Source organism: Vibrio sp. S234-5, from assembly GCF_000960595.1.
GTDB lineage: Bacteria > Pseudomonadota > Gammaproteobacteria > Enterobacterales > Vibrionaceae > Vibrio.
Genome location: NZ_JZAM01000447.1, coordinates 1 through 384, shown reverse-complemented (window position 1 = coordinate 384; position 384 = coordinate 1). Strand labels below are relative to the sequence as shown.

1 pseudogene is annotated in these 384 nt (G+C 52.3%); it reads left to right on the top strand.

The features are described 5' to 3' along the window. Window positions 1–318, top strand: a pseudogene (locus tag UF06_RS27285) (hypothetical protein); the annotation flags it as partial. Window positions 319–384 lie beyond the last annotated feature (66 nt).

Here is a 384-nt window from a genome sequence, read left to right as displayed (position 1 = left end):
CTCTATTCTTGTTCAGTCTCGACTGTTTACAAGAGACAGCGGCATGTCCCTGCTATAACCACCACCATTTTACATTTGACCAACCCGCGATATGCCTCTTTGCCCAATATTATGAAAGCCAAACGAAACCCTCGGGATGCCACCACGCCCCAGGCCCTTGGCGTATCGCTCAAAGCCCACCACCAACCGTTGCAACTCCAACCGCCACCGCAGCGGCAAGCGGGAGTGATCCTGTCCAGCGTGACTGAGCTGGTGGATAAGCTCAAAAATGAAGCCAAAGTGCTGAGTCAAGCCATGCATTCAAGGAGGCAAAAATGAACGACAAACCAGTGTCGACATTAGGGATTGCATAGCACACCCAGCATCCCTTGGCTAGCGATCCGT